This window comes from Amycolatopsis thailandensis (assembly GCF_042723255.1).
GTDB classification, from domain to species: Bacteria; Actinomycetota; Actinomycetes; order Mycobacteriales; family Pseudonocardiaceae; genus Amycolatopsis; species Amycolatopsis thailandensis.
In genome coordinates, this window is the sequence record NZ_JBHXJK010000047.1 from 19,388 (window position 1) to 40,715 (window position 21,328).

At 69.8% G+C, this 21,328-nt stretch carries 19 protein-coding genes; 15 read left to right on the forward strand and 4 right to left on the reverse strand.

Features of this window, described 5'->3' with window-relative positions:
* Window positions 1–3: 3 nt before the first annotated feature.
* Together ACFWMR_RS20230 and ACFWMR_RS20235 are read left to right on the forward strand one after the other, a co-directional pair.
* Window positions 4–963, forward strand: coding sequence for an aldo/keto reductase (locus ACFWMR_RS20230; protein ID WP_378379455.1), 960 nt, complete (start codon window positions 4–6; stop codon window positions 961–963).
* Window positions 960–1,883 carry an alpha/beta hydrolase gene (locus ACFWMR_RS20235; RefSeq protein WP_378379456.1) on the forward strand — a complete coding sequence of 308 codons (924 nt, stop codon included), beginning with the start codon at window positions 960–962 and terminating at the stop codon, window positions 1,881–1,883. Before ACFWMR_RS20230 ends, ACFWMR_RS20235 begins: the two co-directional genes overlap by 4 nt.
* On the opposite strand, the gene ACFWMR_RS20240 is transcribed toward ACFWMR_RS20235, so the two are convergent.
* A complete protein-coding gene (locus tag ACFWMR_RS20240) occupies window positions 1,867–3,312 on the reverse strand; it encodes a GMC family oxidoreductase (RefSeq protein WP_378277389.1) in 1,446 nt (481 codons plus the stop codon). The two genes, ACFWMR_RS20235 and ACFWMR_RS20240, sit on opposite strands and share 17 nt — an antisense overlap.
* 138 nt (window positions 3,313–3,450) lie before the next feature.
* Here ACFWMR_RS20240 and ACFWMR_RS20245 point away from each other — a divergent pair, with 138 nt between their 5' ends.
* Together ACFWMR_RS20245 and ACFWMR_RS20250 are read left to right on the forward strand one after the other, a co-directional pair.
* On the forward strand, window positions 3,451–4,884 hold the full coding sequence (locus ACFWMR_RS20245) for an aldehyde dehydrogenase family protein (protein WP_378277388.1): 1,434 nt from the start codon (window positions 3,451–3,453) through the stop codon (window positions 4,882–4,884).
* Window positions 4,881–5,552, forward strand: coding sequence for a GntR family transcriptional regulator (locus ACFWMR_RS20250; protein WP_378379457.1), 672 nt, complete (start codon window positions 4,881–4,883; stop codon window positions 5,550–5,552). Before ACFWMR_RS20245 ends, ACFWMR_RS20250 begins: the two co-directional genes overlap by 4 nt.
* On the opposite strand, the gene ACFWMR_RS20255 is transcribed toward ACFWMR_RS20250, so the two are convergent.
* Window positions 5,549–6,442, reverse strand: coding sequence for a helix-turn-helix domain-containing protein (locus ACFWMR_RS20255; RefSeq protein ID WP_378379458.1), 894 nt, complete (start codon window positions 6,440–6,442; stop codon window positions 5,549–5,551). The genes ACFWMR_RS20250 and ACFWMR_RS20255 overlap by 4 nt on opposite strands.
* A gap of 132 nt (window positions 6,443–6,574) precedes the next feature.
* Between ACFWMR_RS20255 and ACFWMR_RS20260 the strand changes: the two genes are divergently transcribed.
* Both ACFWMR_RS20260 and ACFWMR_RS20265 read left to right on the forward strand, forming a co-directional pair.
* Window positions 6,575–7,960, forward strand: coding sequence for an alpha/beta fold hydrolase (locus tag ACFWMR_RS20260; protein ID WP_378379459.1), 1,386 nt, complete (start codon window positions 6,575–6,577; stop codon window positions 7,958–7,960).
* Between the two features lie 342 nt (window positions 7,961–8,302).
* Window positions 8,303–9,205 (forward strand): DUF2268 domain-containing protein, encoded by a 903-nt coding sequence (locus tag ACFWMR_RS20265; protein ID WP_378379460.1) that lies wholly within the window; start codon window positions 8,303–8,305, stop codon window positions 9,203–9,205.
* Here the strand turns inward: ACFWMR_RS20265 and ACFWMR_RS20270 are convergent.
* On the reverse strand, window positions 9,174–10,829 hold the full coding sequence (locus ACFWMR_RS20270; protein ID WP_378379461.1) for a choice-of-anchor A family protein: 1,656 nt from the start codon (window positions 10,827–10,829) through the stop codon (window positions 9,174–9,176). The two genes, ACFWMR_RS20265 and ACFWMR_RS20270, sit on opposite strands and share 32 nt — an antisense overlap.
* 71 nt (window positions 10,830–10,900) lie before the next feature.
* Window positions 10,901–11,800, reverse strand: a complete 900-nt coding sequence (locus tag ACFWMR_RS20275; RefSeq protein ID WP_378277172.1) for a helix-turn-helix domain-containing protein — start codon at window positions 11,798–11,800, stop codon at window positions 10,901–10,903.
* A 189-nt stretch (window positions 11,801–11,989) separates the two neighbouring features.
* Here ACFWMR_RS20275 and ACFWMR_RS20280 point away from each other — a divergent pair, with 189 nt between their 5' ends.
* The 9 genes from ACFWMR_RS20280 to ACFWMR_RS20320 all read left to right on the forward strand — a co-directional run bounded on the left by ACFWMR_RS20280 (window position 11,990) and on the right by ACFWMR_RS20320 (window position 21,241).
* Window positions 11,990–14,110: a metallophosphoesterase gene (locus ACFWMR_RS20280; protein ID WP_378379462.1), complete on the forward strand. Its 2,121-nt coding sequence runs from the start codon at window positions 11,990–11,992 to the stop codon at window positions 14,108–14,110.
* A 16-nt stretch (window positions 14,111–14,126) separates the two neighbouring features.
* Window positions 14,127–15,341: an MFS transporter gene (locus ACFWMR_RS20285; protein WP_378379463.1), complete on the forward strand. Its 1,215-nt coding sequence runs from the start codon at window positions 14,127–14,129 to the stop codon at window positions 15,339–15,341.
* Window positions 15,338–16,237, forward strand: a complete 900-nt coding sequence (locus tag ACFWMR_RS20290) for a TolB family protein (RefSeq protein ID WP_378379464.1) — start codon at window positions 15,338–15,340, stop codon at window positions 16,235–16,237. The genes ACFWMR_RS20285 and ACFWMR_RS20290 overlap by 4 nt, the downstream gene beginning before the upstream one ends.
* 24 nt (window positions 16,238–16,261) lie before the next feature.
* Window positions 16,262–17,365, forward strand: coding sequence for a sensor histidine kinase (locus tag ACFWMR_RS20295; RefSeq protein ID WP_378277177.1), 1,104 nt, complete (start codon window positions 16,262–16,264; stop codon window positions 17,363–17,365).
* The gene (locus ACFWMR_RS20300) at window positions 17,358–18,425 is read left to right on the forward strand and encodes a histidine kinase (RefSeq protein WP_378379465.1); all 1,068 of its coding nucleotides are present in this window, start codon (window positions 17,358–17,360) and stop codon (window positions 18,423–18,425) included. The genes ACFWMR_RS20295 and ACFWMR_RS20300 overlap by 8 nt, the downstream gene beginning before the upstream one ends.
* On the forward strand, window positions 18,404–19,060 hold the full coding sequence (locus ACFWMR_RS20305) for a response regulator (RefSeq protein WP_378277180.1): 657 nt from the start codon (window positions 18,404–18,406) through the stop codon (window positions 19,058–19,060). Before ACFWMR_RS20300 ends, ACFWMR_RS20305 begins: the two co-directional genes overlap by 22 nt.
* A gap of 99 nt (window positions 19,061–19,159) precedes the next feature.
* Complete coding sequence (locus ACFWMR_RS20310; RefSeq protein WP_378277181.1) at window positions 19,160–19,702, forward strand: hypothetical protein; 543 nt, start codon at window positions 19,160–19,162, stop codon at window positions 19,700–19,702.
* Between the two features lie 136 nt (window positions 19,703–19,838).
* Entirely contained in the window at window positions 19,839–20,465 is a 627-nt protein-coding gene (locus ACFWMR_RS20315; protein ID WP_093935925.1) for a hypothetical protein, read from the forward strand.
* A 344-nt stretch (window positions 20,466–20,809) separates the two neighbouring features.
* Window positions 20,810–21,241: an SRPBCC family protein gene (locus tag ACFWMR_RS20320; RefSeq protein WP_378379466.1), complete on the forward strand. Its 432-nt coding sequence runs from the start codon at window positions 20,810–20,812 to the stop codon at window positions 21,239–21,241.
* Window positions 21,242–21,328: the final 87 nt, after the last annotated feature.

Sequence of the window (21,328 nt, forward strand, 5' to 3'; positions counted from 1 at the left end):
GCAATGCCAGTCATCCCCCAGCGCCGCATCGGCCGAGACGGCCCGCTCACCGGCGTGCTCTCGCTCGGCTCCTGGCACACCTACGACCGGATGGACTTCCGCGAGGCGGTGAACCTCGTCCGCACCGCGGTCGATTCCGGGATCACGCTCTTCGACGTCGGCGTCTACGGTTTCCCCGGTGCCACCGCGGTCTACACCGACGTGCTCTTCTCCGCCTTGGTCCGCGCGGCCGGGATCCGCCGGGAGGACTACCTGCTTTCGGCCAAGCTGTGGCTGGAGGGCTATCCGGAGCACAACCTCCGCGACCAGCTGGACAACGCGCTGTTCCGCGCGGGCGTCGAGCACGCCGATCTGGTGGTGCTGGGCGATCTCCGGCGCGACGACACCGACCTGCACCGGCTGGTGCTGGATCTGAACGAACTGCGCGAGGCCGGGCTCATCGGGCAGTGGGGCGTGAACAACTGGTCGGCCACCACGATCCAGGCCCTGCACGACTTCGCCGCCGCGGAGAACGTACCCGGTCCCGCGATCGCGCAGCTGAAGTACAGCGTCGCCCGGCGGTCCATTCCGGACGGTGAGCCCTTCAAGAAGGTGTTCGGCGAACTCGGGGTTTCGCTCCAGTCCTCCGACATCTTCGAAGGCGGGGTCCTGCTGGGCAAGAACAGCGGCGCCCGCCAGGTAGGCCGCGACCCGGGCGACATCCGGGAGCGCATCGCCGCCTCCGCTCCGGAGCTGGCGAAGATCGCGACCGAACTGGGCACCACGCCCGCCCAGCTGTGCCTGGCCTTCACCCTCACCCACCCGGCCAACACGACCACGCTCTTCGGCGCGACGAGCACCGAGCAGCTGAAGGACAACCTGGGCGCTGTCGACCTCGTCGAACGCGTAGGCGCGGAAGAGCTCCGCACCCTCGTCGAACCGCACTGGGCGGACCGCGACATCGTCGATCCGGAGGGACCGTGACGGCCTTCGATCCCGAGCTCGCCGAAGCGCTCAAGGACCTGCCGTCCGGACCGCCGCTCAGTGCCGAGTCACTGGCGGCAATGCGGCAGGCCATGGCCGAGACGAACCTCAGCTGCGCCGAGGCGATCGGCGACCGGGATCTCGTCTGGGAAGACCGGGAGGTCCCCGGCACCGACGTGGTCGTCACCGTCGTCAAGCCACGGGGTGCTCAGGGCGCTCCGGGGTTCTACAACATCCACGGCGGCGGCATGGTCCTCGACAACCGGTTCGCGGATCTGCCGCGGATGGTCGCGCTGGTCGAGGAGTTCGGCTTCGTCGCGGTGACGGTGGACTACCGGCTCGCCCCCGAGCATCCGCATCCGGCACCTATCGAAGACTGCTACGCGGGCCTGAACTGGATGGTCGAGAACGCGGCCGAACTCGGCTTCGATCCTGACCGGCTGATCGTCGGCGGCGGCAGCGCGGGCGGCGGGCTCAGCGCGGGGATCGCCTTGCTCGCCAGGGATCGCGGCGGACCGGCGCTGGCCGGTCAGCTGCTGCTGTGCCCGATGATCGACAGCCGCAACGATTCGGCGTCCACAGTGGAATTCGCGGAACGCGGCGTGTGGGGGCGGGAGGCCAACGAGTTCGGCTGGCGGTCACTCCTGAATGGACAGACCTCGCCGTACGCGGTCCCGGCGACCGCGGAGGATCTCGCCGGGCTCCCGCCCGCCTTCATCGAGGTCGGCGCGGCCGAGATCTTCCGCGACGAGGACGTCGACTACGCGCGGCGCCTCTGGCAGGCCGGAGTGCCGACGGAACTGCACGTCTGGGCGGGGGCGTATCACGGTTTCGACCGGTTCGCCCCGGACAGCGAGGTGACCCGGGCCGCGCTCGCCGCCCGGGCCTCCTGGCTGCGCCGCACTATCGGCCGAGCATGAACCGAGCGGCCTGCTCGCCGACCAGCACCGCCGGCGCGTTGGTGTTGCCCGTGGTCACCCGCGGCAGCACCGACGCGTCGGCGATCCGGAGCCCGCCGATCCCGTGCACGGCGAGCTCCGGGCCGACCACGGATTCGGCGTCGGTGCCCATCCGGCAGGTCCCGACCTGGTGGTGGTAGGTGATCGCGGTCCGCCGGACGTACTCGCGGACGTCAGCGTCCGGCCCCGGGTACAGCTCACGGGCACCCCAGTCATCGGCCAGCGCGGCCGCCCGGCCGATCTCCCGGCACTGCTCCACCGAAGCGACCAGGCTCTCGAAGTCGGCCGGGTCCTCCAGGGCGGCGAGGTCGATCAGCGGCTCGTCGAGCGGGCTCGGCCCCGAAAGCCGGAGACTGCCCCGGCTACGCGGCGTTACCATGCCCGCCATCAGCGAGAACCCGGTCTCCGGGCCCGTCATCCAGTCCTCGTACATCGGCACGCTGAAGTGGATCGGCTGGGTGTCGGGCACCTCCAGTCCAGGGCGGCTACGCCAGAACAGATGCGTCTGCGTGACGGAACGGCCGGGCGCGGGCGGGTCGACCTGACGGCGATCGGTCGCGAAGATGACCGGCGCCAGCAGATGGTCGTGCAGGTTCTTCCCGACTCCCGGCAGCTCGGCGACGACGTCGATGCCGTGCACCTCCAGCTCGTCGACCGGGCCGACACCGCTGCGCAACAGGATCGCGGGCGAGGCCAGCGCGCCGGCGGCGAGCACGACCTCGTCGGCGAAGACCTTCCGCAGTTCGCCGTCGACCTCGGCCAGCACGCCGATCACCCGGTCGCCCTCGAAGAGCAGCTGGTGGACGAGCGCTCCCGTGTGGACGGTCATCCGGCCGGCGACCGGCTGTCCGTAGGCGAGCCAGGTGTTGAGCCGTTTGCCGCCCCGGGTGGTGACGCGCTGGACCGAGACGCCGTCGAGCGCGTCCCCGTTGTAGTCCGGGTTGAACGGCAACCCGATCTGCACGGCCGCGTCCACAATGGACTGCTGGATCGGGTGCAGTGGCTCGTTCGGCACGACGTCGAGCAGATCCTTCTCGATCCGCTCGAACACCGGGCGCACGTCGTCCCACCGCCAGCCGGGCAGGTCCCAGCCGTCGTAGTCGGCGGGAGCGCCGCGCACCCAGATCATCGCGTTGAGCGAATGCGATCCGCCGAGCACTTTGCCGCGAGGCAGATGCAGCCGCCGGTTCGCCGCGTGCGGCTGCGGCACCGTGTAGTAGTCCCAGTCCTCCGGGCCGTGCCACAGCTCCCCGGCCCGCGAAGGGTCGTGAATGGCCGGGTTGGTGTCCGGCCCGCCCGCTTCGAGCAGGGTGACCCATGCCCCGGAGTCGGCCAGTCTCCTGGCGACCACCGAACCGGCCGAACCCGCTCCCACCACGATGACGTCCATGTCCCCCACCCTCGCAAGGCCCGGCGAGGTCCGGCGGATTCGGTTCGCTGGCCGACAATCGGCGTGCCCTGGCGGGCAAGACCGGAGACGGCGTGGCGCCCGATACTCGATCACACACCGGTCGAGGAGGAGCTAGCCATGGCCACACGCCTGTTCATCGACGGACAGTGGACCACCGCCGGAGGTGGGTCCCTGCCGACGTACGATCCGGCCACGGGCCAGGTGATCGAGGATGTCGGCACCGCTTCCGCGGCCGACGTGGACGCCGCCGTCGGCGCCGCCCGGAAGGCGCTGAACGACCCGGCCTGGGCGGGACTGCTGCCGGTCCAGCGGGCCGCGCTGCTGTTCAAACTGGCGAGCCTGGTCGACGCGCACCACGAAGAGCTCGCCGCGCTCGAAACGCGCGACCAGGGCCAGCCGATCGGCATCTCGCGCCAGGTCAGCGTCACCGGCGCGGCCGAGCACCTGCGGTACTTCGCGGGCTGGGTGACCAAGATCCAGGGCACCACCAACCCGGTGTCCTACCCGGACACGCTGCACTACACCCGCCGCGAGCCGGTCGGGGTGAACGCGCTGATCACGCCGTGGAACTTCCCGCTGATGATCCTCGTCTGGAAGCTCGCGCCCGCGCTGGCCACCGGCAACACCGTGGTGATCAAGCCCAGCGAGGTCACGCCGCTGACCAGCATCCGGCTGGTCGAGCTCGTCGAAGAGGCCGGATTCCCGCCGGGGGTGGTCAACCTGGTCACCGGCGACGGCGCGGTGGGCGCGCTCCTGAGCGGGCATGGCGACGTCGACCACCTGTCCTACACCGGGTCGACCGCGGTCGGGAAGCTGATCACGGCGGCGAGCGCGGAGTCCAACCTCAAACGGCTCACCCTCGAACTCGGCGGCAAGGCGCCCAGCATCATCGCACGCGACGCCGACATCGACGCCGCCGTGGCGGGCAACCTCGCGGGTGCGACGCTCAACAGCGGCCAGGTCTGTGCCGCGTACACCCGCTTCTTCGTGGACCGCAAGCGCGAACAGGAGTTCGTCGCGAAGCTGGCCGCCGGGCTGGAGGGTCTCAAGCTCGGGCCGGGTCTCGACGAGTCCACCCAGCTCGGGCCGCTGGTGTCCGCGAAGCACCGCGAGCACGTGGACTTCCTCGTCTCGACCGGTCGCGAACAGGGCGCGGACCTCGTCACCGGCGGCCAGACGCTGGACCGCGACGGCTACTTCTACAAGCCGACGCTGTTCGCCGGCGTCGCCGACGACATGACGATCATGCGCGAGGAGATCTTCGGCCCGGTCCTCGCCGTCACCGCCTACGACGATCAGGACGAACTGCTGGCCCGCGCGAACGACACCGAATACGGGCTCGCGGCCACCGTGTGGACGCGTGATCTCGGTGTCGCGCAGCGGTTCGCCAACGGCATCCGGGCGGGCGCGGTGTTCGTCAACATGCCGCCGATCCCGGACATGGCCGCGCCGTGGGGCGGGTACAAGGCGTCGGGCTGGGGTCGCGAAATGGGTCCGTGGGCCATCGACGCGTACACCGAGATCAAATCAGTCTGGCTGCACTACTCGTGACCAGTGGCGACGCGGTGAACTCGACCCCGAAGAGCAAGTCGCAGATCGCCTACCACTGGATCAAGGCGCGGATCGACGACGGCACCTTCTCCCCCGGCTACCGGCTGGTGTTCGGGCAGATCGCGCAGGAACTCGGGGTCAGCACCGTGCCCGTCCGCGAGGCGGTCCGGCGACTGGAGGCCGAAGGGCTAGTGACCTACGAGCACAACATCGGCGCGCAGGTCGCGATGGTCGACGAGAGCGACTACCAGCACACCATGCAGACGCTCGCGCTGGTCGAGGGCTACGCCGCCGCGCTGGCGGCGCCGTCCTTGCCCGGTGAGGTGCTCGACGAGGCCAAGGGGCTCAACGCGGAACTGACCGCCTGCCTCGACAACTTCGAGCCGTCGCGGTTCACCGCGCTGAACCGCGACTTCCACCGCGTCCTGTTCGGCGCCTGCCCCAACCCGCAGGTACTCGACCTGGTCAACCGCGGCTGGAACCGGCTGGCGGGGCTGCGCACGTCGACGTTCAGCTTCGTCCCCGGCCGCGCGCACGAATCCGTGCAGGAGCACCAGAAGATCCTCGACCTGTTCGACCGGAACGCGCCCGCCGGGGAGATCGAACTGGCCGTGCGCGAACACCGGCTGACCACCTTGGAGACGTTCCTGGCCTGGCGGCACCCCTAGACCGTCGCGGCCTCCGGCGGCGGGAACGCGTAAAAGCGCACCGACAGCTCCTTCTCGTCCGCCGCCGGACGCCGACGACGTCGGCAGTACCGCGTGATCAGCTCGCGGTACTCCGCCTCCAGTGCGCGGAATTCCTCCTCGGTCAGCCGCGTCGAGGTGCGCTGGGCCGTCGACCACGGACCGAACTCGTCGCGGTGCTCAGCCGCCCAGGACAGCAGCGCGACCTCGTTCGCGTATTTCGCGTCGAGGAACGCGGTGACCCGCTCGCGGTCCGCGCCGTCGTAGTCGTCCGGCCTCGGTTCACGCAGGTCTTGCGGGATCGAGAGCCAACTCCCCTTGCGGTCCTTCCGCACGAACCCGGTGTCCTCCAGCGTTTTCAGGCATTCGGTGACCTCGGCGCGCGCGAGGCCCGTCCGGCGCGCGATCTCCTCGGGGCCCGCGGGAAGCTCCCGCGTCACCCGCTGGAATCGCGGATCCTCACGCATCGCGATGTCTCGCAGGGTCACCGACCGCTTCGGCATCGCGGTGCTCAGCAGCCGCCTCGCGGCCAAGGCCAGCAGGGCTGCGACCGGGATCTCCACGAAGGCGGCGAGCGCGACACTGGCCCACCGCTCCGACGACGTCCAGCCGAGCATGACGTCGAACCACGCGTCGCAGCACAGCATCGCGGCCGTGGCGGACAGCAGTGGCACGGCCGCCCGGCGGCGGCGCAACCCGAGCCACGCCCCGGCCGCGAAACACAGCAAAAGCGCGACGTCGAAGCCGACCCAGGCCGTGCGCCACTGGCCGGTGTCATACCGGTCGGGCAGCGTGTGCGCGAGGTAGACCGTCCAGGGCACGAGCAAAACCGCCGCGCCGGCGAGCAGCGTCAGCAGCATCCGTCGGATCATGATCACGACGTTAGGGGCGGGTGGCGCTCTGGCCATCCGGGCTTTTCCCCGGTTCCCCCTCAGGGTCGTCCGACCGGAGCAACTTGGGTGAAACCTCGCGTGGCGCCGAACGGACCTGGTCAGAATCGGTCCATGCGATCGAAAACGCTCGTCCTCGCCGCGATCGTCGCCCTGTCGGCCGGACTCGCCGGACCGGCCACCGCCGTCGCCGCGGGCCCGCGGCTCGAGAACCCTCGGCCTTGCGCGCACGACGCGCGGTTCACCTGCTCGACGCTGACCGTTCCGCTCGACCATCGCGGCCGCACCCGCGGCACGCTGAAACTCCAGGTCGCCACCGCGAACAACGCGGACGCGCCCCGAGGAGTGCTGCTGTTCCTCACCGGCGGCCCGGGGCAACCCGGCGTCCCGTTCAGCACCGGCCTTTTCGACCGGATGCCGGAAGTGTTCGCCGGTCACCGGCTGGTGATGATCGATCAGCGGGGCACCGGCGCGAACGCCATCGACTGCCCGGAACTACAGGCCCAGGTCGGCAGTTCCGACATCGAACCGCCGACCCGCGAGGCGGTCACCGCCTGTGCCGCGGCGCTCGGCGACAAGGCACGGTTCTACGGCAGCGACTCGACGGTCGCCGACCTCGACCTGCTCCGCCGGGCCCTCGGGGCACGGAAAATGGTGGTGGACGGGGTTTCCTACGGCTCCCTCACCGCCGCGCGGTACGCCGTCGCGCATCCGGGCAACGTTTCCAAGGTGGTCCTCGATTCCGTGCTCCCGCACCACGCGACGACCGACCAGTCGTTGTACCTCCAGGGATTGAAGGCGACCGCGCGGGTGCTGCGCGACGCGTGCGCCAAGCCGCCCGCGTGCGGATCCGACCCGGCCCAGGACCTCGCGTGGCTGGTCCGGAACCGGGACACCGCGGCCGGTGTCGCGCTGTTCGACATGATCGTCACCTACGAGTTCGTCGACCCGACTTATCGGAACCCTTCGGCGCTGGGGACCGATCTGATCACCGCTCTGCGCGCCGCGCGCGACGGCGACACCGCGAAACTCGACTCGCTGCTGCGGAATCTCGCGTCGGGCGGGGATCCGCTCACTTCGTACAGCTCGGGCCTGCACGCGGCCACCCTGTGCACGGACATGCGTTTCCCTTGGGGCGACGCCGGAACACCGGCCTTCGCCCGTGAGCCGTTGCTGAAACTGGCCGGAAAACGCTTGAGCGCCCGGGACACGTGGCCGTTCACCGCGGCAGTCGCGACCGGGGTCGGGTTCGTCCAAACCTGCTTGCCGTGGCCTGTCGTACCGCCGAGTTCGAATCCGGCCGGGAAGCTCCCGGACGTCCCGGTGCTGCTGCTCAACGGCGACCACGACCTGTCGACGCCGATGGAGTGGGCCTACGAGGAAGCGAAAGCGGCGCCGCGGGGGAAGGTGGTGATCGTCGAAGGGGCGGCGCATTCCATCCAGAACCGCGAGCCGGGTGACGCCGGGCGGAAGGCGGTGGCGGAGTTCCTCGCCGAGTGAGTGTTCCGGGTGTCGTGAGTGGTGAGGACGGGTGGCGAGTCCGGTGGGTGTGTACGGCCGGGGTGAAGGGGACTTTCGCCGCGTCGCACTCAGGGAAGGCTCCCTTCGCGTCACTCCCCGTCGGCGTTCCGATGCCCCGGGCCGCGCTACGTCGATGTCTCAAAGAGGGCCTTCGAGACACGACGCCGAGCCATCCCGATCCCAGATAGCCCCGAATGTGACATTGGGGGCACTCAACGTCCCCAATGCCACATTGGGCACACACCTCAACGGCACAACACCTTTGCCGCACCCCTCACGAGACTTGAGTCTCCACCCACTGGAGGCTTTACCGTCACTTCCATGACGATCCGAGTCCTCGACACCTACCCCGCGATGCGCGAGATCCTGCGCGCGCCGCAGGCGGACCGCGCCGCCCTGTTCAAGGCGATGGCCGAACCCGCCGCCGGCATGTACCGCTATTTCCCGGGCGACGTCGACCTCGTCGCGATGCACGCGATGAGCTCCGGTTTCCCGCTCGACCGCGACGAAGAGCGCTGCCTCGAAGCGCTGGAATCCTTGCACGAAGCCGACGCCTGGAACCGGATCCAGCGGGCGCTCGACGACGCCGTCACAGCGCAGCTCGCGGCGACGCCCGCGCTCGCGGTACCGGACATCACCGTCCTCACCGTGCTGGGGGATCCCGGCGACGGGCATTTCATGGGCCCGAACCTGGGGATGACGGCGAACGGCAGTGTGTCCGGCTACATCCACCTCAACTTCTGGCCGTATCCGGAGAACCTGGCGCGACTGGAAGCCACGGCGGTCCACGAGCTGAACCACAACCTCCGCTACAGCCCCGGCGGGGTGGTCTGGGATCCGGCGACGGTCACCGTCGGCGAGCAGATCGTCTCCGAGGGGCTGGCCGACGCGTTCGCCCGCCAGTTGTACGGCGACGACCTCGGCTACGCCCGGATCGGCGTGCCGCATCTGCACGACGACGCGGTGTTCGCGAAGGTCGTCTCCGGGCTGGAGATCACCGGGATGCAGAACTTCACGGCCTGGGTGCACGGCGACGAGACCGCCGTCCGCTACGGCGGCACTCCCGTCGGCCTGCCGACCGGTGCCGGGTACGCGGCCGGTAACCGCCTCGTCGACGCCTACCTGGCCGCGACCGGCCGCACCGCCGCGGAGGCCCTGCTGGCGGACCGCCGCGACGTCATCGACACCGCGCTCAGGACTCTCGGCGCCTCGACCGGATCGTGAGGGCCACCAGCGCGCCACCGAGAAGCAGCAGGAACCCGCCGGAGACCAGCAGGCCGCGGATCTCGCTACCGGTCGAGGCAAGCGGACCGCTGTCGGTCGGCCCGCCGCCCGGAGTGGTCGCCCCCGGCTGACCCGGTGTCGTGTACGTGGTCACCCCGGGCCCCGGCGTGGTGCTCGACGAGCTGCTGGTGGTCGGCGAAGTGCTGCTGGACGACGACGCGCTGCTCGAAGACGTCGGACTCGACGACGTGGTGGCGCTGCTGCTCGACGACGCGGAACTCGACGATGTGCTGCTCGAAGAGGTCGGGCTGGAGGACGTACTGCTCGACGATGTGCTGCTCGACGATGTACTCGTCTGGCTCGAAGACGTGGTCGACGTCGGCTCGGTGGAAGTCGGCTCGGTGGAAGTCGAGGTCGGCGAGCTGGAGGTCGAGGTCGACGTGGTCGACGTCGGCGACGTGGAGCTGCTGGTGGTGGTCGTCGAACTGCTGGTCGTGGTCGGGCTCGTGGAGCTGGACGACGACGAAGAAGACGTGGACGTCGAGGTCGAGCTGCTCGGCGTCGTGGTCGGCGTGCTGCCGCATTCGGGCAGGTCGCCGGTGAACGGGTAGGCGTGGAACTCCTGGCCGCCGCCACCGGTGGCCTCGGAGCTGTGCACCAGCGAGCCCGTGGTGAAGAAGCGGCCGTTCATCCCGGACGCGGTGACGGTCGCGGTGCTCCCCGGCTCGCCGACCAGCACGCTGCCCTGGAACTGGGCGCCACCGGCGATCTTCACCTTGGTGGCGTCCGGGAAGTTCCACAGGAGCCGTTCCCGCAGTTTGTTCAGCGGGTCCTGGTCGTTCAGGTCGCCGGTGAAGGTGTTGATCGTCCTGGCGGATCCCACCATGTTGACCAGGATCGTCGCCCCGGCCGGGATGCCTTCGAACTCGATCCCCTGCATGCCGCCGGTCGCCGACGTCAGGTCGAAGTCGACGTTGAACACCTGCAACGTGGATTTCCCGTCCCCGGTGAACAGGGTGCGGTATCCCTCGTTGCGTGCCGTGCCCGTGGCCGGACGCGGCGTGGTGCCTTCCCGGGCGTAACACTTGCTCGCCACTCGAAGATCCTCGCGCAGCCCCGCATAGGGTTTCGCCGCGTCGGGGTCTTTCTGGAGCGTGCCGGTCACCGTCCCGGTGACGGTTCCCGCGTGCCGGACGACGCCGTCGTCGGCGAGCAGCCGCTGGTCCGCCGCGACGCTGATGTTGCCCCCGGTGGTCAGGAAGTCACCGCCGTCCGGCGGCGGGACCCGGGAGCCGACACCGGCGATGCCGACGTTGTAGATGGCGGACGCGCCCGCTCGTTTCGCCATGTCGAAATTGCCGAGGACGACGACTCGCCCCTCGGCTTCCGCCGCCGCTTCGCGTACTTGGAATTCGCCGCCGACATAGACGTTGATGCCGTTGTCCCGGCCGGCGTAGTCCTGGTTGTTCACCGGCGGGTATTTGCCGGGGCAGGCCGGACCGACACACGGTCCCAGTCCGCCCGGCAAGGGGGCGGCGACCGCGCCATCGGTGACCACCAGGGCCGCCACGCACACCGCGGCGGCGGCACCGGCAGAAATGGACGCGAATCGCCTTGCACGCATGAGGGCGATTCTCATACCCATCGACCGGATGAACACAATCGGAATCCGGAAATACCCCCGACCGGGTGGTTTCAGGTCCAGCTCCACCGAATTCCGTATTGCCCGGGGAGCGGGTCGAGCGTGATGAACTGAAAAGTGGAGTTCCCCTGGTCGAAGGTCGTCTCTCCGCGTTCTTCCGGCGGTGCCGCGCAGCGCGGCTGGAAGAACGCGACGCATCGCCGGGGCAGGCAGTCCGGCTCGAACTCGATGCTCAACGCGAGATCTCTCGCGGGCCGGAAGATCGCCATCTGAGTGTGCTCGCCGGTCTGTCCCGGCGGGAACCGGACGCCGAACGCCACGAAAGCCAGCTCTCCCGCGGCCAGGGTACGGTCCAGCGTGAATTCGAAGGCGCAGGTGGACGACGGGACGTCCGCGCGGAACCGCGACGGACGACAGCCCTCGGTGAACAGCACCACCGGTTCCCTGGTGAGACTGGAGCAACGGATCACGAACAGGAACCGCGAAGTACCGTCGTGATCGGCGCGGATCAGCCGCCGGACCCGCATCGACTCTTCGTGACCAGCGCCGTCGACTCGGAACGACACGTACTGCGAGATCCGGTGTGGAGTGTCGAGGTCCTCCGGCGTCGCATCCACTTTGGCCAACGCGCGCGCGAACGTCTCCGGATGGCGCCACACCTGGTCATAGGCCACCGATCGGTGGTGCACCTTGCCGCGGGGCCGTCGCGGGCCCAGCAGACCGGTGAACGTTTCGGGCCGCTGTCCGAGAATGGCCTCCAGGGCGGTGACGGCGGCGAGCGAACTGGCCCGCTCGGGCCGGTTCTCCCCGTTCTGCCAGTAACTGAGCGCGCTGATGCTGACCGGCGTCTCCCGCGCGCGCAGACGACGGCTGATCTCGTTGAGACTCAGCCCGCTGCGCTCGATCGCAGTGCGCAGAGCGGCCCCGAATTCCGCCGGAACGGTGCTCGTCATGAAGGCGTAGCGTACTGCCCGAAACGCCCGACTTTCGTCGGGTGAACCCGGGCCGTTCAGAGTTGTCCAGCGTCCCGAACGGCTTTTCGTTGACGACGGCCCGGCCGTGATTAGGGTCGGAAGAATCCTGGAATTCCCTGCATATTCCCGAATTGATCGTCGTCCCTGCATAGCCGGAAGAGGATTCCCATGTGCTCAGCGACAAGACAACGGCGATGGCGGCACCGGACGCTCGCCGTCGCGACCTCCGCTCTGGCGGCCGGCGCCTTCCTGGTCGCCGCCCAACCGCAGGCGGGTGAAGCCGCTCCACCCGCCGTTCCCGAAGTGGCCGATCAGGTTCCGCAACTTATCGAGTCCGGTGTCACCGGCGGCCCCGTGTCGGTGTCCGCTCAGGCCACCTCGCCCCGGTCCGTCTGTGCGGCCGGCGCGCAGTGGTTGCGCGTCCGGTTCACCGAACTTTCGTTGCGCGGCAGCGACTCCGTGACGCTGACCGGCAGCAGGTCCGGTTCGTTCACGCTCACCGCCCAGCACTGGCCGGGCAAGGCCTTCCACACGCGCGCCTTCGAGGGCGACTGCGTGCGGATCTCGACGGCGCTGTCCGACCCCGCCAGCCGGTTCGCCATCGACTCCTATCAGTCGGGTGCCCGGCCGCTCGCCGAGGCGACCACGACCGTCGCCGCCGTCGGCGACGTCTGCGGGTCTTCGTGCAACCAGACCGCCCCGCTGATCAAGAACATGAACCCGCAGGCACTGATCCTCGCCGGGGACAACGCCTACGACTCGGGCTCGCTGTCCGAATACAAGAGCAAGTTCGACCCTTACTACGGCCAGTTCAGGTCGATCACCTACCCGACACCGGGCAACCACGAGTACAACACCTCCGGCGCGGCGGGCTACTTCGAGTATTTCGGCACGCGGGCCGGTGAACGCGGCAAGGGCTACTACAGCTTCGACGTCGGCGACTGGCATTTCGTGGCGCTCAACTCGAACATCACCCACAGCAGCGGTTCGGCGCAGGTGACCTGGCTCAAGAACGACCTCGCGGCGAGCACCAAACCGTGCACGGCCGCGTTCTTCCACCATCCGCGGTTCAGCCGCGGCACCCACGGCGACGACACGTCGGTGAACCCGTTCTTCCAGACGCTCTACGACGCGAAGGCGGACCTGGTCGTCGTCGGCCACGACCACAACTACCAGCGGTTCGCGCCGTCGCGGCCCGACGGGAAGCGTGACGACGTCAACGGTGTCCGTCAACTGCTGATCGGCACCGGCGGCCGGGGTTACTACAACTTCGACCAGTCGTCGGCCGCCGTACAGGAAGTGGGCAACACCAACACCTTCGGCGTGAGCAGGCTGACGCTGACCGCGTCCGACTACCGCAGCGACTTCGTCCCTGTGTCGGGCCGCACCTTCACCGACACGACGACCGGCAAATGCAAGAAGAGCGTCTCCTCCCCCACGTTCTCCATCGGCACCAGCCCCTCGTCGGTGTCGGTGAAGCCGGGCGGCACCGCGTCGGTTTCGGTGAACGTCGGCAGTACTGGCGGGTTCTCGTCGGCGACAGCCCTGTCGGTGTCGGGCCTGCCCGCGGGGGTGACCGGCGCGCTCTCACCGTCGTCGGTCACCCCACCCGCCAACGGCACCGCGACGGCGACGCTGACCTTGACCGCGTCGGCGTCCGCGAGCGGATCGGCGACGGCCACGGTCACCGGGTCCTCCGGTTCGGTCAGCCGGACCGCGAACGTGGTGGTCAGCGTGGGTTCGGGCGGCGGTGAGGCGTTCGCCGACGACTTCGAGACCGACAAGGGCTGGCGGGTCGACGCGGCCGCGACGGACACCGCCACCTCGGGCAAATGGGAACGCGGCGTCCCGGAGCAGACCACGTCGACCTACAGCAACCAGATCAAGCAGCGCGGCGACACGACCAGTGGCGCGAACTGCCTGGTCACCGGGAGGCTGGCCGGGTCGGAGTACGGCGCCAACGACCTCGACGGCGGGGTGTCGTCGATGACCTCACCGGCGTTCACCGTGCCCGCGGGCGGGAAGCTGAGCTTCTCCTACACCTTCGCGCACGGCGACAACGCGACCTCCGCCGACTACCTGCGGCTTCGTGTGCTCGACGGCACCGCTTCGACGACGGTCTTCGAGAAGCTCGGCTCCGCGGCCGAGGTCGCGGGTGCCTGGCAAAGCGCCACGGCGGATCTGGCGTCGTTCGCCGGGCGGAGCGTGCGGCTGGTGGTCGAGGCAGCCGACGCGAGCACAGCGTCGCTCTGGGAGTCCGCGGTCGACGACGTGCGCGTCACCGCGTAGCGCGGGAAGGCCGGACATGTACCTCTCCAGTGTTCGCTCCACTGACCCCGCCCGGCCCGCCGGGCGCACGAAGCACGCCGTACCCGCCACCGTGCTCGGCCTGGGCGTGGTCAGCCTGATCACGGACATGTCCGCCGAAATGGTCACGGCCGTCCTCCCGATGTACCTCGTCTATGGGCTCGGCGTCGGCTACCTGCAGCTGGGCGCGATCGACGGGCTCTACACGGGCGCGACGGCGCTGCTGAGACTGGCGGGCGGCTGGTTCGCCGACCGCCTCGGCCGCCCGAAGGCCGTGGCCCTGGTGGGCTACGGCCTTTCGGCGGCGACCAAACTCGCCTTCCCCGCCGCCGGGTCCTCAGTCGGCGCGATCGGCCTGGTGATCGGTGCCGATCGCGCCGGCAAGGGCATCCGCACCGCGCCGAGGGACGCGATGATCACCCTCGCCACCCCAGCGGACGGCCTGGGCCGCGCGTTCGGCGTCCATCGCGCCATGGACACCGCCGGCGCGCTGCTCGGGCCGATCGTCGCCTTCGGGCTGCTGACCGTCCTCGTCGGCGACTACCCGGCCGTCTTCGGGGTGAGTTTCTGCCTCGCCGTGATCGCGGTGATCGTGCTGGCGGTGTTCGTCCGTGCCCCCGGCGGGGCGGCGGAGCGGTCGCGGGTTCGCCTCCGGGCGGGTTTCGCGCTGCTCCGCCGGCCCGGTCTGCGCGGAACGTGCCTGGCCGCCGCGTTGCTCGGCGTCTGCACGGTCGGCGACATGTTCCTGTTCGTGGGCGTGCAGCAGTCCGCCGGGCTGCCGCCGGCAGCGCTCCCCCTGCTACCGCTGGCGACGGCGCTCGCGTTCATGGCTCTGGCGTCCCCGATCGGGCGTGTCGCCGACCGTGTCGGACGGTGGAAGGTTTTCCTCGCCGGGCACCTCGTACTGCTCGCCTCGTACGTCGTCCTGGCCGCTTCGGCGAGCGGGTGGCCGGTCGCGGCGGTCGTCCTGACGGCACACGGCGTGTTCTACGCGTGCACGGACGGTGTCCTGATGGCGCACGCCGCTCCGCTGGTTCCGGAGTCGTTGCGGGCCACCGGCCTCGCGTTCGTCCAAACGGGACAGTCACTCGCCAGGGCGGCGGGCACGGTGCTGTTCGGCACGCTCGCGGCCGGGACGTCGTTGCGTCCCGCGTTCGCGATCTTCGCCGTGGTGATGCTGGTGTCGGTCCTGGCCGGAACGAGGGTGAAATGAAACGGACGTGGGCGGGGATCACCGCCGTGGTGGTCACGGTGGCGGCAGGGGCGGTCTTCGTCGGGCTCCGCTCCGGCGACGCCGCCGCGGAACAGCAGCTGGACCTGGCCCACGGCGGGATGATCTACGTGGACGAGTCGGGCCGGGTCCGGCAGGACGCCCGCGTCGGGCCGTCCTGTCAGCGCGTGGACGTCGCCGCCGGGACACTGGCGTGCCTGCACGCGACGGCGATCCCCGACCAGGCCGAACTGGTCGTCACGAAACCCGGAGCCGAACCGCGGCGGATCTCCGAATGGGGAACGCCGTCGCGGGTCCGGGTGTCGCCGACCGGGCGGCTGGTGGGCTGGACGGTGTTCCGCGCCGGTGACTCCTACCTGGGCGGGGTCGGCACGTTCTCCACCACCGCCGGGATCTTCGACCTGGACACCGGAAGCCACTACGGCTCCTTGGAGGACTTCGCGCTCATCGTGGACGGGAAGCCGTACCCGGGACAGGATCTGAACTACTGGGGAGTGACCTTCGCCCGGGACGATCGGACGTTCTACGCCACCGCCAGGTCGGCGGGCGGCACCTGGCTGGTCCGGGGCGATCTCCGGAGCCGGACGCTGACCGCGCTGCGGCGTAACGTCGAGTGCCCGTCGCTCTCGCCGGACGGCACCCGCGTCGCGTACAAGTTCCGGGACGGCGACCGCTGGCGGCTGCACGTGCTGTCCCTCGTGGACGATCGCGACATCCCGCTCGCCGACCCCGCGCACCTGGACGACCAGCCACAGTGGATGGACGACCGGACCGTCGCGTACGGCCGTGACAAGGCGATCTACGCGGTGCCCGCCGACGGCACCGGCGCGCCCGTCCTTCTCCGCCCGGCCGCTTCCTCCCCCGCGGTGGTGCGGTGACCCTTTGCCTGCTTGACTGCTGCCGTGCCATCCGATCGTGAGACCTCCGTCGAAGCGGAGTTCCTGACGGTCGTCGGCCGGTTCGCCGGCCCGGCACGGGGCGCCGGACTGCTGGTGATCAGCGTTTTCGGCGTACTCGCGACGCCGACGGGCGCGCTCCCCCTCGCCTTCGGTCTGCTCGCGCTGGCTCTGGGCACCGCGGCGGCCGAACACCTGACGGGAAAGACCGGCCGGGGCAGGCCGGTGGCGTTCGCGCTGACACTGGTCCGGGCCGCGGCCGTCTGCGGCACGCAGTTCCTCACCGCCCCCGAAGCGGGCGAGCTGAACCAGTGGGCGCTGAACGTCCTCACCATCACCGCGATCACCCTCCAATGGGAGTGGCCGCCGAAGATCACCGTGCCCGCCGTCGCCTGCCTGCTGGCGATCGAGGTGGTGCCGCTCGGCTTCGAGGACGGCTTCTCGGTGGTGCTGCGGGTGCTGCTCGAAGCCACCCTCGCCCGGGGCGCGTTCCTCCTGCTGGCCCGCACGACGCGCCGGATCGACCACCTCCGCGAGCGCCGGGCCAGGCTGGCGCGGGAGGAATCCCTTGCGGTGGAACGGCGACGGCAGGAAAGGGAGTATCTGGCCGTCCTGCACGACACGGCGGCGGCCACCTTCCTCACGGTGGCCCAGCGCGGCGAAACGACGGATCCGGCCGAGGTGGCAGGCTACGCCCGCCGGGATCTCGCGATCCTGACCGGCGAATCCGGTCCCGGCAGCGTGGTCGATCTCGAGACGTCGTTGCGCGGCGTCCTCGCGCAAAGCCCGGTGAAGGTCGAGACACGGTGGTCGCCGGTCCCGCCGATCCCGGCGTCGGCGGCCCTCGCGCTGGTCCGTGCCGTGCGCGAGGCGCTGGTGAACGTCGACAGGCACGCGGGCGTCGGCGAAGCCCTGCTGACGGTGGAGGACGGCGTCCGCGTGACCGTCCGGGACGAGGGCCGCGGTTTCGACCCGGCGGCGACGCCGGCGCAGCGGCGAGGTGTGCGCGGTTCGCTCGTCGAGCGCATGGCCGCGGCGGGCGGGCGGGCCGAAGTGACCTCCGCGCCCGGGGCGGGAACCACGGTGGACCTGGTGTGGCCCCATGAATGAGACCGCGGACCGCGTACTCGGCGGCTGCCGGATCGCGGTCCTGCTCGCGACGGCGGTGATCCAGGTCGGGCTCAGCCTGGTCCGGCTCGACGGCACCGCGAGCCGGGTCGCGTTCACCACGCTCGCCGCGGTGCTCGTCGTGGCGGCGTGGTGGGTGCTGCGCTGGAAACCGGTCCCCTGGCCGGTCGCGCTCCCCGGAGCGGTGGTCGTGCTCGCCGCGTCGGCGACCGCGACCTGGGCGCTGCCGCCGGATCGGCTGTTCGGCGACGGGGACTGGGCGTCCGGCCTCGCGGGCTGGCATCTCCTGGTGCTGCTGCTGGACCGGCCGACGCTCGCGATGGCCGCGCTCGTCTTCCAGATGACGCTCACCTTCCTCCGACAGGGTGCCGCGCCCACCGATCGCGGCGAGATCGGCAGCGCGGTGATCGTCGGGCTCAGCGTGCTCGCCTTCCAGGCCGCGACGCTGACGCTGATCAGGGTCGTCAACCGGAGGGCGGGCGAAGCGGCGGAGGCCTCGGCCGAGCGGGACCGGCAGGCCCATCGCAAGGCGCTCGCCGAGCAGCGGGAGGCCGATCAGCGGAGCCGGTTCGCCGGTCAGCTCGGCGCCACCCTTCCGCTGCTCGCCGGACTGGCCGACCGCACGCTGGATCCGCGTGACGAGATCGTCCGGCAGCGCTGCACGCTCGCCGCGACGCAGCTGCGACGGCTGTTCGCGGAGAACGACGACGTCCCGGATCCGTTGGTGCACGAGGTTTCGGCGTGCGTCGATCTCGCCGAGCGACGGGGCGTGACGGTGACACTGGCGGTCAGCGGCGAACCGGCGCCGGTGCCGACCGGCATCCGCCGCGAACTGACCGGCCCGCTGATGATCGCCCTGGTCGCCGCCCGGTCCCAAGCCCGGGTCAGCGTCCTTCGGACCGGTGACGAGATCCGGGTCGCGGCGATCACCGACGGTGAACCCGGCGCGACGGCGAACGGATCGGGCGCCGTCGACGTCGAATGGCACGCATTGGGAGAACGATCGTGGATGGAGGCGAAATGGCGTTCGCGACCGAACTGACCGCGGTGGTCGTCGACGATCATCCGGCCGTACGGGCCGGCGTGGTGCACTGGCTGTCCTCGGGCACCCCTCCGGTCACCGTCGTGGCCGAGGGCGAGGACGTGCGGGCCGCCTGGATCGGCGAGGGTGCGCGGGCCGACGTCGTCATCCTCGACCTGCACCTGAACAGCACCACCCCGGCGATGGGCGATCTGCGCCGGCTCACCGAGGCGGGCCGCCGCGTCGTCGTCTACTCGATGCGGGCCGACGACGAGACCGTCCTGCACTGCCTCGAACTCGGCGCGCTCAGCTACCTGACCAAGGCCGAGGGCGCGGAACACCTCCTCGAAGCCGTGCGCGCGGCGGCGGCCGACCGGTCGTACACGCCGCCGTCGCTGGCGGGCGCGCTGGCCGGGGACCGCTCGGAGCGGCGCCCGGCCCTGTCCGCACGGGAAACCGAGGTGCTCATCGAGTGGTTCCAGTCCGAGTCGAAGGATTTCGTCGCGCACCGGCTGGGGATCTCACCGAACACGGTCAACTCGCATCTGGAGCGGATCCGGGTCAAATACGCCCAGATCGGCCGGGAGGCCCCGACCAAGGCCGCGCTCGTCGCGCGGGCGATCCAGGACGGGCTGATCGGCGTGAGTGATCTGTGATCTTTTGTGGTGCGAACGGGCCACAGCGTCGGACCCCGGGGGTGATTACCCTGCGTAGCGCAGGCCGGAGCCGATCCGGCGAGGAGTCCGAGGAGATCGATGAAGTCCGCCCGTACCGCCCTGATCGCCACCGGCTGCGCCGCCGCGTTGCTGCTCTCCGCGTGCGGAGAAGAGGGCGGGAAGACCGTCAACGCCGATGGCACCATGGCACCCGGTAGCGAACTGAAGGTCGGCGAACGCGCCGTCGTCCCGTTCGAGTACGCCGAGAAGTCCGGCACCATCGCCATCACCGTCAAGTCGATCGACATCGGGCCGAAGGAAGACCTCGCCAAGTTCAAGGACAAGGGCGAAGGCACGCTTCCGGTGTACGTCCGGATGGTGATCGAGAACGTCGGCGGGACGGACCTCTCCGGTGCCGACGTGTCCCTGCGCGCGGTGGACGCGGACGGCAAGGGCACCAAGGTGATCATGGCCGGCGGCACCCCGGCCTGCAAAGGCGAGGAGCCGGAGAACTTCGCCACCAAGGGCGCGACCTTCGAGACCTGCGACACCCAGGGCGTCAAAGACGGCGGCGAGGTCGGCGGCGTGACCTTCAGCGACGGCGCCGGATACAAGGACAAGCCGATCACCTGGAAGAAGTAACCACAGCTGGGCCGATCAGCGTAATCGAATCGTGATCACCCGTGGTGCGAACGGACCACGGTGGTGTACTCCGCTGTCGATTACGGTGCCTGGCGTATACGCCGGAGCCGACCCGGCGAAAAGTCCGAGGAGATTCATGAAGTCCCACCGTATCGCCCTGTTCGCCACCGGCTGCGCGGCCGTGCTGCTGCTTTCCGCCTGCGGCGGCAAGGAAGAGGGTGGCAGCCCGGCTCCCTCCCCCGCGCCCGCTCCGACGTCGTCGGCCGCCGAGTCCTCGCCCGCGACCAGCGGCACCGTCCCGGTGTCGAACGCCGACGCCACCGCGCCGGGCAGCGAACTGAAGGTCGGCGAGCGCGCCGTCGTGCCGTTCAAGTACGGCAACGACAAGAGCGGCACCATCGCGATCACGGTCAAGGCGATCGAACTGGGCGCGAAGGAAGACCTCGCCGCCTACGGTGACAAGGCCAAGGGCATGACCCCGGTGTACATCCGGCTGTCGGTGGAGAACGTCGGCGGCACGGACCTCACCTACAGCTCGGTGCGGCTGCGCGCGGTGGGCACGGACGGCAAGAGCACCGGCGTGATCATCACCGGCGAGACCCCGAAGTGCCAGTCCGAGACGGCGAAGAAGGACTTCAAGACCGTCGGCGCGACCTTCGAGACCTGTGCGCTCCAGGCCGTCAAGGACGGCGACGAGGTCGGCGGCGCGACCTTCGGCGACGGTGACGGGTACAAGGACAAGCCGATCACCTGGAAGAAGTAGCTCCCCACCCGCTTCAAGTACATGAAGGCCCCCTTCCTTGCGCCTAGGTACAGGAAGGGGGCCTTCATGCGTGCGCGGTTCTCTTGAGGGGTAAGGCAAACGTGGCGTGCAGTCGAGGTGTGCGCCGAATGTGGCATTGGGGACGTTGAGCGTCTCCAATGCCACATCGGGGACACCTGAGGTTCGGTGTCTCGACGTCGTGTTCTGAAGGGGCCCTTCAGGACATTCCGCAGCGCTGCTCAGGACACCGGAACCCTTGCGGACGTGACGTGAAGGGAACCTTCCCCCCCGTCCGTGATCTGGCCACACTGCGGCGCGCGGTACGGGTGCGTACCGTTTGGATGGTGGTTCACGTGCACCGGACGATCACCGTCCGCACCCCCGCCCAGACCGTCGTCGACTATTTGAAGGACTTCGCGCACGCGGAGGCGTGGGACCCCGGCACCGTGTCCTGCACCCGGGCCGACACCGGCCCGATCGTCGTCGGGACCCAGTGGCACAACGTGTCCGAGTTCCGCGGCAAGAAGACCGAACTCACCTATCGCCTCGAACGGCTCGAGCCGGGCCGGATCGTGTTCGTCGGCGACAACAAGACAGCCACATCCACGGACGATCTGACGGTGACTGAAGAAGACGGCACGACGACCATCAGCTATCACGCCACCATCGAGTTCCACGGACTGGCGAAACTCGCGGACCCCTTCCTGAAGCGGCAATTCGAGAAGATGGGCGACGAACTGGTGCCGGAGATGACGAAAGCCCTCGAAGCCCTTTAGGCCTCGTGACTGGACACCGCATTCACGTGCTTGGGCACGGAATTCGCGTGATCAGAGCCGGAACTCACGTGCTTGAAAGCCGCACAC